This window comes from Nocardia pseudovaccinii NBRC 100343 (assembly GCF_001613225.1).
Lineage (GTDB): Bacteria > Actinomycetota > Actinomycetes > Mycobacteriales > Mycobacteriaceae > Nocardia > Nocardia pseudovaccinii.
On sequence record NZ_BDBY01000245.1, the window covers coordinates 43,342 to 54,886 of the forward strand.

Sequence of the window (11,545 nt, forward strand, 5' to 3'; positions counted from 1 at the left end):
CTACGCAGCTCACTTCACGTTTTCCGGCCCGCTCATGGCAGCGGAAGTGATGGCCCTCAAAACAAGTCCAGCAACTTCTCGACGTTCATTCCCGACGATCGCGGGGAACCGGAAACCTGACGACCATCCGGATGCCGCATCACATAGTCGCTGCCTCGGACTCGATCCTGCTTGAAGCCCGCCCGCTCGAGCGCACGAACTACATTGTCTCCGCGAACCGCTGGCACGGGCGGCATCCGGCGCACCCTATCGGAGAGCGAATCACGCCAGGTCGAGTTCCAGCGTCAATTCATTCGGTGGACCGACCATCTCGAGCAGAGCGAGAATCCCTTCTCGGAGGTCCGCGAAAGAGCCTCGGACGTATTCGCCCGGCGGCCCGCAACACCAGGAGCAGCCATTCGGCGCGGCGCACCCCTGGGGACGTGTCATATGCGCAGGTCACCTCAAGTTTTCCAGCTGCTATATGGCACTGAGCCGGCCGCGGCCGCGGATACACAATCCCGCACCGCAGTGCCACTGCCGTGGATCGAGCTGTCCTCCGCAGCAAGAACGACGGCACACACATCAACCACGCGTTTGTTCAAGCGAACCGGCCGGACTACCTCGCCACAGGCAGCGGGCGGGTGGAGCGCGATGGCCCAAGCTGGCTGCCTTCCAGGCACACGAAATACTTTCCGGCGCTGACCAGCATGACAAGAACTGGACAACTGATTGAATCAGCCGGGTTATTGTCCGGCTGACTGCTGCGAGCCGAAAATGCTTACCGCATAGGGCGTTTCCCCCACCCAGACCGGGATCGCTTTCCGACCCTGGCAGACCGAGCAACGCCGACTCGATGCGGACTCCCGTCATCCAAACGGCGTCGCACTGTGATGCCCTATGCCCGAAATGTAAGGATTGGACCTGGATGACACAGTCGCCTTCTCACCGCACAAGCGGCAATGATGTTGCCGCCCACGTCGAGCTGGATCGGTCTCCGGTGGTTGTCGACATTCGCGCCGGACAGCGCCCCGATGACGTCCTGGCGCTGATCCTGGCTGCGGCAGGGCTTCCGGTGTCGCTGGTAACGACATACGGGCCCGACAGCGCCCGGCTCGTTCGCCATATCTTGAACCTGACCGGTTGTTCCGAGGTGCCAGTCGCCACCGGACAAGACACCACCCACGTCGACGATCAGTGGCTCGGTCACGGACTGACCCCCGACGACATCGCCCAACCGCCACACTCGGTCACCTCCGCGGTACAGGCCGCACTGGGTGGTAGACGGGGCCGATGGATCGGGCTTGGCCCGACAAGCAATCTCGCGACTGTGGTAGAGGACGTTCCGGAAGCGGCCGAGCAGCTGATCGTCACGCAGTTCGGTGGAACGACCAACGAACACGACCCGGAGCACAACTTCGCAAGCGATCCTGCAGCCGCCGCCACGGTGCTGGCCGCGGGACTGGACATCACCGTGATCATGCCCGACACCGTCTACATGCCAGAGCTGGAAGTCGACCGCGACAGCTACGTGTACGGCGTCCTGTCCGACGATGACGCACCTAGCTGGGCACACGTGCTGCGCGAGATCTACGACCGGTCATACTCCCAAAAGCGGCCGCTGCCGGTGTGCGGCGAGCCACTGGCAGTGGCGACCGCGTGCGGCTTGAGCTTTGTCCGGTTCTCCGAGCAGCCATTCGACATCGGCAGCGCCGCACAACTGCGCCTGAAACCGCACGGCCGATATCGCGCCCTGGTGTCGACCGACATCGACGAACAACGCTACGGGCAGTGGCTCAACAGAGCCCTCGGCACACTGTGCGCCCCCCACAACCGTCATGGCTACCAACCCGGCCTGTTCTGCCAGCCCTCATGACCGTAGGCGCCGTGCCGTACCAGCCCGGCGCCAGCGGACGTTGTTCTCGCCCCCTCGCAGCGGCATCCGACGTATCTTCGCCCGACTTCTATCCGATGACCCAGCGCTACATTCCGGCTCACGCCGGGCGCTGACAGATCGAGGCCGCCAGTGGAGCCCCTGGGAGGGAGCTACCAGGCTCGCGAGAGTCCTTGTCGACGACCGCCGTATGGCCCCCGGCATCCAGGAGATCGGGGTGATCGAATCCATCGGCCGCCTTGATCGGTGTCAGCGACATCTTCAGTTCTTCCGAGCTCGACCACCAGAATGTCGAAAAGGTCAGCACCATCGACTGTATGGCGTCTGTTTTCAGATTGGTGATCGGGAGTACCAGCGGAAAATTCGTCGCGGGCCGGCGCACCGTCCACAGCTGTGAAAATTCGTGTGCGGCTCGCAGAGTGGTGATCATTTCCTCCCGCTCCGCCCGCGGCACGATCCCCACCGACAGATAGTGGAACCAGTAGACGAAGACTTCAGCGAGTGTCTGCCATCCCGGTGTGCCGAGCACCACTTTGGACCGCGGCTCGAACATGAGCCAATAGAGCATGTTCCCGGCCTCGGCCAGACGCGGCAGAGCACCAGCACCGGCGGCGTTGACATACGCGACGTCGCAACGGCCCGCGCCGAGCAACACTGCTGGATGCGGCGATTCACGCAGCTCGACCAGAGCCGCGTTGATCGGGGGTTTCGGATCGTGCAGCATCACCGGCTCCTCGCTGGTCACTCCCGCCAGTCTGCCGAGATGGGCGACAACTTCTGGCGCCATGCCCAGCGGCCCGGCCAGCCTCAACAACGCAGTGCGCGAAAGACGTTGCTCACCTCGCAGCATCCGACCGATGTACTGCTTGGACAACGACGTGGCCTCAGCGAGCTGCTCATGGGTGAACGGACGATTCTGCACGAATTCGCCCTCGAGTTGCACATGCTCGTTGAGGATCTCAGCGACCAGAAACTTGACATCGTCGGCGTCCGGCGCGCGTTCGGCGTAGCCACTGCGGAGAGCACGAATCGGCGGGCGCACATGAGACCGCCTTGATGCGCGCCTGATGGGCACAGCCTCCGCCGTCGTCGCCTTCTGCGCATGTCCGGTCACCGTGCCTGCCATCTGCTGTCGCGCGCCAAGCTGTTTCGCGGCCCGCCCGGGCCGGTTGTCATCTCCATTGTCCGTCGACGAATGAATTGCGCCATTCCTTCCCCCGAGCACCCAAATGTGAAGCTAGACAAGTAGTATCGGATCGAAGCTTGTGGGAGCTCGATCAGATTCCGTCGATCCTGTTCGATGCCATGCCGCCCGGCCGCGACAAGCGGTACAGCACCAGACCCGCACGCGAAGCGCGAACTCTGGACCACCGGGTATCCATTCCTTCCGTGTCCAGGACACTGCCGACGATGCGACGGTGGCCCCACCCCATGGCTCCGAGATCCTGAAGCTCGCCCACGCCGCAAGGTATCTGGCGTATGGCCCGGCTAATCGCCAGGACATCTTCTTACCCACGTGCGTGAACGGAGCCATTACAGCCACGCCTCTCGCGCCAGCTGGACCTTATCCGCAGCCACCAGCACCCGATACGCAGCAGCTTTCCGTGCGCAATCGCCGCGGCAGCACGACCGGTGCAGGCTGACCTCACGCCATGCCTCCGGAAGCGTGAAATCCCTGTCCGGAGCACTATGGCTCAAAAACTGCGCCAATACAGCCTGGTTCCCGGCAGCCGCCGACACGACTGGTCTGCTCGACGAGGGTGCGACTGTCGTGGTCGATCCCCTACCAGCGAGCACGACGAAGGCGACTAGCACAGGGCCGATTACCGCGACAACCACAGCGACCGTGCAGACCATCTGCCATCCCGACATCGCGAACACCGCCCTCCCGACCGCCGGTTGCGGAGTCGGTGCGACGGTGCCAAGCTGCCGCATATCGTGATCATGGCAACGACCTAGTTGGAACCGCCGCGACACTGGCCGAGCAAGCCCACAGCTGCTGCGGTGACATCGTGACGACAAAGCACGCCCGGCACACCATCTCCAGGCAGTCGTGGCCCTGCAGATCGGTCAGGTACCGGCGGTCGGGCACCACCACCGCGTCGGCGCGGCGCTTGCGCACCACTTTCAGTAGATGCTCGATCGGATCGGTCATCTTGTCGGTCTCCGGGGTTAGGTCCAGCGGACCCAGCACCGTGACCACCCGCCATCGGTGCTGGTCGGCGATCGCCCGAATCGCCCTCTCGTCCGCGGCTACGGCGGCCTGCGCGGCCGCGCGATTCCGGGGAACGCGCAGGTTGCGTAGAAGGCCGACGGCGACGGTGTGTGGACGCATTGCCGCTAGCGCGCTGAGCGGCAATGGCCCTCGTACCACACACGCGGACTGGACCGGCTCAGCCGCCTGGGCGCCACCGGGACTGCACTCGATGGACATACGATGTCTGCCGACGTCGTCGGCGAGCAGCAATGCGCCAGTCGGTGCGTGGCTGTCGGCAACACGAAATCTGAATCCGAGGCCGCCCACAGAGGTTTCGGCGAGGCCGATGCACCGTTGATGCTGGGAGGTCACGTCAGCACTACTGCCTGCTCGAGCAGGGCGAGAATCACCTCGTGCGTAGGCATTTCGCACCGCCAGCTGATGTAGCCGTCGGGCCTCACCAGAACCGCGGCGTCGGTTTTCTCGGCGCCGTACAGTTTGTGGGCAGCATAGCTGTCGGCGACGATCGCACCGGCGGGCGCGGCGGCGCTCAGATCGGGTGGGGTGATCACCTGATAGCGCACACGCTCACCGAAACGCCGCGCGACCTGGCTTTCCAATGCTTTCAATGGTGATGCGGACTGGGCGTCGCGCTGGAAGACCAGCAGCGTATGCCCGGTGTGACGCAACTGCTTGTGCACATGCTCATCTGGGGTCAGCTCCGCCTGTGGGGCACGGTCCCCAGCGGCTATCCCATCGAGCGGCGTAACTCCAGGCACTGCCGGGACTGTCTGGTTATAGGTGATGGCAATCCCTGAGACTCCGTTCACCGCCCGCCGCACGAACTCCGGATCGGCGATGATCGCCAGACGTTCGGGAACCGGCGTGGCGTGATGATCCATGAGGAGGTTGTGCTGCCATCGCGTCCTAGCGATGACCTGTTCCGCCGCCGGGCGCCGCTCCGGCTCATACGTGTCGAGCAGCGTCTCTGGGGCTTCTCCCTTGACGACCTGGGCGAGCTTCCAACCCAGGTTGACCGCATCGGCCAATCCGAGATTCATTCCTTGTGCGCCGATGGGTGAGTGGATGTGGGCGGCATCGCCAACCAGGAAGACACGGCCGCGCCGATATGCCTCGGCGATGCGGGAGCGGATGCCGAAGTTCGATGCCCATTCGGGCTCGCCGAGAGTCACCGTGCCGTGGAAGTGGGTGTCGAGCGCCGCCTGGAATGCCTCGCGGGTGATCTCGTCTTCGGGATCCGCGTTCATATCGCTGATCAGAAACCGATAACTGGGGCCAGGGAGGTTGAGGAGCAGGATCATGCGCTCGTCGTCGATGAGGTAGTGGGTTTCGTCCTCGGACAACGGGAGCCCGTGCACCGGCACATCTGTCATCCTCATCTGATCGGCGTGGTACTCATCGCCCACGAAGTCAATGCCCATCTGCTCGCGGACGGTGCTGCGTAAGCCATCGCACCCGATCAGCCACTCAGGATGCAGCGTCTCCTCGCGACCGTCGACCGTGTTGACCACCCGGGCGGTGATACGACCGGCATCGTCGGTCGTGACAGATCGAAGCTCGCTGTTCCATTCAATGACGCCTCCGAGCTCGGCGAGGTACTCACGCAAGATCTGCACGATGGTGGCCTGGCTGATATTGAGTGAGTAGCGGTAACTGCTGTCAAGTTGTGTGAAATCCAACTGCGCGGTTTCGCCCACTTCCAGGAAGTGATAGTTCATCCGGAAAGAACGACGCCCCTGACGAACAAAGCGATCATCGATCCCTAACTGAGCCAACAGTTCCAGTGACCGAGCATGCAAAACGCACGCACGCGAATCAAAGGGCTGCTCGCTCGCCTGCTCGAAAACTCGGCACGGCACCCCATGCCTCCACGACACGATGGCATACATCAACCCGACCGGGCCCGCTCCGACCACGGCGATCCGATCGTGTGAAACGGAATTATGAGACATGGGAAATCCTTCATGCCGTGTCGGATGCCCGACGATTTATACATGAACTGGGAATACCGTCTAGTTATTCGCCGGAGGTGAACACCTTAGAAGAATGTCGCGCATGGAGCCTCCTCGTGTCGGCGTCAGGAGCTGGTCTCTGGCGGCTCGACTGTCACACAGACGCGACGAGAACGAAATAGAGGAATACCCATTGGGTACCTACTGGGACTACGCATGCCTAATGGTTGATCCGAGGCACTGCGGGCGCTCGTGGCCTGTCGATCAGGACGGCTAGTCGCGAAAAACACAGGTCACACATGATGCAAATGGAGACCCAACGGCGGAAGCGTGGTGGTGATCCGAACGCGCTGTGGCCGCAAAAATGATCGAAGGATTTCGCTCTGCGCCAGGCTCGGGCCGCGACAATAGAGGGATAGGTAGAGTGAGTGAGTCGCCAGCGCTGCACCGCCGGGAATCGAGCCGTCAGCCCGAACCGCACCACGACATCTTGTCGCAGCCAAGGGCAAGTTCGCTCGCTGATGAATCCCGCGCAGCGGGTGTAATTTACAGTGGCTGCTGGTTCTATATGCTGGACACGGGCCGTAGTCTTATTGCCGCCTCGACCTGATGCTGGATGTGATCAGGTATGTGGTCGGCTATGCTCTTCCGGGAATCGATGTCCAATTTCTTCAATATAGCTGAAATTTGGTTGTCGACAGTCCTGGTGGATTTGGTAAGAGACCCGGCTATTTCCTCATTGGTATACCCCGCCGCGGCCAGTATCGCGACCTTCCGCGTTTCCTCTCCCAGACTGAACCAGCGGTCGCCGCCGCTGTCATCGGAGTCCATGGTCACCTCGCCACGAGGAAGATGAGGCAAATTGAATTCACCCAGACCGAGACGATGGACCTCGTTGTCGTCCGGACGTAGCCGGCGGCCGCGCTTTTCTTCCTTTTTATAGGCGGCGGAACCGAGCACTCGTCGCGCGACCTCGGTTGCGTGGCGGGACGCGTCACCGAACGTTCCCATCGAAGCGATCTTGATGCCGAGGAGGTTCCGGACCTCTTCGATCCCTCCGGCGATCTGGGCTATTTTGGTCGCGGTCGCGATATGTCTGCGGTCGTCGGAGGCGGCGGTCGTGTCGAGGGGAATACTGGCCGCCATCGCCCAGGTCAGTATCTCGACAGTCCAGGCCGCGCCCCAGTGGTCGCGCATCGAAAGCTGGTGGGTGAGCGCGTGGCGTAGAACATCCGCTGCTTTTTCGGGGTCGCCGTGTTTGGCCAGTGTCGCTCCCCAAGCCATCTCGGCCCAGGATGTTGCCCACGTAGCTCCCGATCTGCGGGCATGGCCGAGGCATCGGGTCGCGATCTCATGGGCCTGCTCGGAGGTTCCCAGCAGAGCGGCAGCGAAGCTGGCGAACATACCAGCCATCATCTCCGAGCCGCCGTCGCCGAGATGGTGGAACTTGTCGCGAGCCCCGACCAGGACGTCTATGGCCGATGGGTCACGCCCGGACATGAAAAGCAGTGTCCCCCGCGCCATGTCGTTCAGCGGCAAGCTGGCAGCTTCGGGCGCGTAGTCGGCGGCGCATGCCTCTAGCAAGCGTTCGGCGTCCGCGGACTGGCCTTGGCGCACAGCGAGCCAGGCAATCGCCGACCTGGCCCGGATCTGAAGTTCGGTTGGCTGCGGGGTCAACCCCTGTGTGACGTTGAGGCAACGTTCGGTCCAGTCCCGGATATCGCGCATGCCCCCTTTGATAAAGGGGATACGGAGGCTGATCAGTCCGAGACAGATCTGCAGTCCCGCCTCGACCTCGCTCGCTTGGGCGAGACTGGTCTCGATTGCGGTGAGCAGGTTGTCCCATGCCGACCGCGCCCAATCCACGAGGGCTCGTTCGGTGGGGCTGAACCAGTGTGCCGCAGCGTGGCTGACCTTGTCGCGGTAGTAGCGCAGGTGCCGGCTCTCCAGGCGCGCTGGTTCGTCGGCCCCACGTTCGCTCAGCCGCATCCATGCGAACAGCCGCAGACTCTCCAGCAGGGAATAACGCACGTCTGTGGTGGTGAGGTGGACGGTGACAAGTGACTGATCGGCGAGTCGCTCGAGCAGCTCCTGGATTTCGCTTGTGGCCAGGGTGGTCGTTTGCTCGCCGTCAGTCGCACGCTCATTCTCAGAGCAGATTGCGTCAGAGCAGATTGCCTGGATCGCCTCCAGTTCAGCTCCGACATCGGCTGCGTCTTCTGTGCCGTCGTCGGGATTGGTGACGTAACCGGCGGCGAAGACCGACATGCGATCGAAGAGCAGTCTCTCCTTATCGCTGCACCGGTTATAGCTCCAGCCGATGAGGTCCGTGACTCCCATTTGCCGTGGCTCGGCTCCCGCACGAGGTCCGTGCCCCCACCTCAACCGCTTGTCGTCGGTTGCCCGGCCGGTGAGTTCGTCGCGGATCCGGGCCAATGGCTGGTGCCGCAATTTTGCCGCTGCCAGCCGGATAAAGAGCGGGTTGTTATGAACGTGCTTACAGATCTCGCTTGCGATCTTAGCGTGTTCCTCATCAGCAAGGGGCCAGCCGATGAGTTCGGCGCGCTGCCGGAAAAACTCCAACGCGTGTTCGTGCGCCAAAGGCGGAACCTGGACCACGTGCTCATCGATCCAGCTGATAAGGCCGTGGCTGGTCGCCACGATAGTCAGGTCCGGGATGGCCTCGAGCAGCGCGGCGATCAGGTTCTGAACGACAGTAACTACGTGTTCGCAGTTGTCGAAGACCACGACGGTTCGCCGCGTGTGCCCTGCCGAGTCGGCCTGGCCCAGGGTTTCGACCAGTGCATCCCATGTGGATCGCTCGCCGCCGTCGAACTTGATCACCGCACGCGCGGTTTCCTGTTCGACCTTCGCGTAGTCCGACTTCGTGCTCAGCCGGGCCAGACGCACCCAATGCACCCGTGCGTCGCGATTGCCGGCTTTGAATCGGCGTATAGCCTCTTCGGCCAGACTTGTCTTCCCGATGCCTCCTGGTCCGATCAGGGTGATCAGCTGGCCCGACCCGTTCAGCAGGTTGTTGATCTTCTCCAACTCGCGGTCACGACCGACGAAGCGCACGGTCGGTGCCGTTGCGTCGCCGGTCCCCGCCCCGTGCACAGTCACAAACAGGACTATATATCCGCCGGTGGATGTGTGCGCCTTGCTCGACCTGCGCCGACACCACATCCACATGGTGCGATAGTTGTATGTCGTTGTGCTGCAATATGGTTCGGCTAGGCGCTTGACTCTGATGGCTGATGGTGTTGGAAACCAGGGTATTTGGCGCGATGGGTGTAGACGGCGCCGGTCGTAGCGGCTGGGGCTGGTGTGGCGGCACATCCAAGCACGGCGCAGACTTACGAAATGTGGTGTTGCCCTGCCGCCAGATTCGTCGGACCGCGCACTGCGAGGCACCGAGCTGAGACCAGTCGTCGCCGGTTTGATGCCCCGACGCAGGCAGTACATAAGTGGTCGAACCGGCAGGGCTCCACCTACTATGTTCGCCGTATTGATGCCCCGACGCGGGCAGAATCATCATAGGTTGCAAGCATTTTCAGTGCAAGATCACCCATCTCACCGCCCGCGCGCACGCCGCAGCATGATCACCGTCGCCGATGAGTCGGGATCGTATTGCCGCTTGCAGCCTTCACATCGCACCGGCGGCGCCTTGTACCTTTCATCAGCCGGGTTCTGGTGCCCGCAGCGCGCATGCGTCCGGGACAACCCCGTAGCGGGCACCACCGTGACGGTGACTCCTCTGCGTACACACGCAGCTTGGATCGTGTCGCGTAATGTGCGGGGTGCGGCTATTGCCAGCTGGCGGCCGATGGCGTGTTCCACGTGCGTCGGCAGCTGGGGCCTTCGGCGAGCGGTGTCGGCGATCGAGGTGTCATCGAGCACTATGCGTCCGGCTTGACCGGCCAGGATCGCGGCGATGTTGCACCACATATCATCTCGTCTGCGCACGGCTTTGCGCAGTCCGTGGGCTTGCCGCTCCCACCGCCTCCGGTCGACGCGCCTCCATGTCTCCAGATGTGCGGCGAGACCCGCGCCATCGGCAGGCGATTCGTCTCGCCATCGCAGCGCCACTGCTGCCAGACGGGCCGATGATCGCCAGTTAGCGACGGTCGCGGCATCTATCTGGTCGCCCTCTCGAAGTGGATGTGGCTTCGGACCGTGGTGGCCTAGCCACGTCATGAGCTTGTCCTGAATTCCGGTGAGAGCGTTGTCGCGGATGCTGGCCAGTCTGTCGGTGGTTCGTCTTCGTCGGATGGCACTGTTGCTGAATTCGATTGTGCCGGTGACACCACCGCGATCGACGCGCATCACGTGCTGCCACGCTGGCGGCACATGAATTCGGCTGGTCGATCTCCATGTGGCTACCGTGATACCGCGGCTGGTCTTGCGCCATCCCATGTGCACGGCCACTGTTGGCCCGTCCGTAGGAGCGACCGGTTTGGGATCGGGAATGCGTGCGGTGACCGCGAGCCGAGCTCGATAGGTATCCGCGGTACGGGTAACAGTCAGCTGGACACCAGTGATGTCCGCATCGGCCGGCAGCATGCGATTCGGCATCTGCACCGGGATGTCGACCCATTGGGCAACACCCCCGGCGGATCCACAGCGCATGCGAACCGTGTCGCGGCCCGCGTGACGGCGCCCGGCGCGACTTAGCTGCTCCCACCGCTCGGGCTCGGTCCACGGGATCTGGATTACATTGCGATATTTGCCGCCAGGCTCGGCTACCAATGCCGGTGTGCGTGCCGGGTCCTTGGACTCGCGCGGCAACTCCACAGCGAGGGTGCCGGTGCCGTTGTAGCGATGATGGCGCAACTGCGCAGATCTGCCCTGTTTGCGCGCTGCCGAGATACGCCTGACGGTGGCGGCGTGGTGATTCTTGACAGCGTTGAATGTCCCCCAGTACAGGTCTCCGGACCGGCAGTATTTGGCATACAGGACTTTGCGGCTGGCTTCGAGGGCCTCGGTGAGTTCGGCCAGTCGGGGGTCAGCGTCGGCTTTGATTTCGGCGATCGCTGACCGGCGTTCGGCGCGCAGCCTCGCCACTTCGGCGCGCGCTGAGGTCAGTTCGGAAGCCAAGGGGCCAGTTATGCGTGTGATGCCCTGTCGGGACCGCTCCGCGGCCACCTGTGCGGCGAGCTCTGTCGCGCGGGTTTCCGCGGCGACCAGCACCTTCTCGACGCTGACGACATCGGTGAACGACGACCACAGGTCCTTGACCGCCTGTTCGTAATCCAACTGGAGCGTGACCAGGTCCTCGCGCAGATCATGAGCCAAACGCAACTGGGAGCGGACCTGGTCGGGAATCTCCCAGCCCGATGGCCCGTAGGGAATCCCGATGATGTATGTGGTCACTGCCATCATGTGTCCCTTCGGGGTCGAGCCTTGAAGCACAGGAGTCAACGGCCGCAGTCGTGGGTCGGTGTCTGCGTCTTGCTTGCGGGTCTGGCTTCGGGACGTGAGCAGAGCCGAGTGACGGTGATC

The 11,545-nt window shown here is 62.9% G+C and carries 7 protein-coding genes; 1 reads left to right on the top strand and 6 read right to left on the bottom strand.

Annotated elements, in window-relative coordinates:
* Positions 1 to 56: 56 nt before the first annotated feature.
* Positions 57 to 236 (bottom strand): type II toxin-antitoxin system HicA family toxin, encoded by a 180-nt coding sequence (locus NP3_RS51635; RefSeq protein WP_063045025.1) that lies wholly within the window; start codon positions 234 to 236, stop codon positions 57 to 59.
* 671 nt (positions 237 to 907) lie between these two features.
* Here NP3_RS51635 and NP3_RS30315 point away from each other — a divergent pair.
* Positions 908 to 1,855, top strand: coding sequence for a nucleoside hydrolase (locus NP3_RS30315; RefSeq protein WP_169814602.1), 948 nt, complete (start codon positions 908 to 910; stop codon positions 1,853 to 1,855).
* 118 nt (positions 1,856 to 1,973) lie between these two features.
* Here NP3_RS30315 and NP3_RS30320 read toward each other — a convergent pair whose 3' ends face one another.
* The 5 genes from NP3_RS30320 to NP3_RS30345 form a co-directional block, all read right to left on the bottom strand.
* On the bottom strand, positions 1,974 to 2,915 hold the full coding sequence (locus tag NP3_RS30320; RefSeq protein WP_063045027.1) for a helix-turn-helix domain-containing protein: 942 nt from the start codon (positions 2,913 to 2,915) through the stop codon (positions 1,974 to 1,976).
* A 900-nt stretch (positions 2,916 to 3,815) separates the two neighbouring features.
* Positions 3,816 to 4,208, bottom strand: a complete 393-nt coding sequence (locus NP3_RS48315; RefSeq protein WP_157124640.1) for a hypothetical protein — start codon at positions 4,206 to 4,208, stop codon at positions 3,816 to 3,818.
* Positions 4,209 to 4,438: 230 nt separating this feature from the next.
* Positions 4,439 to 6,043, bottom strand: a complete 1,605-nt coding sequence (locus NP3_RS30335) for an FAD-dependent monooxygenase (protein WP_084509173.1) — start codon at positions 6,041 to 6,043, stop codon at positions 4,439 to 4,441.
* A 564-nt stretch (positions 6,044 to 6,607) separates the two neighbouring features.
* Positions 6,608 to 9,166, bottom strand: a complete 2,559-nt coding sequence (locus NP3_RS30340) for an AAA family ATPase (RefSeq protein WP_169814603.1) — start codon at positions 9,164 to 9,166, stop codon at positions 6,608 to 6,610.
* Positions 9,167 to 9,616: 450 nt separating this feature from the next.
* Positions 9,617 to 11,422: an ATP synthase subunit B family protein gene (locus NP3_RS30345; RefSeq protein WP_157124641.1), complete on the bottom strand. Its 1,806-nt coding sequence runs from the start codon at positions 11,420 to 11,422 to the stop codon at positions 9,617 to 9,619.
* Between the last annotated feature and the right edge of the window lie 123 nt (positions 11,423 to 11,545).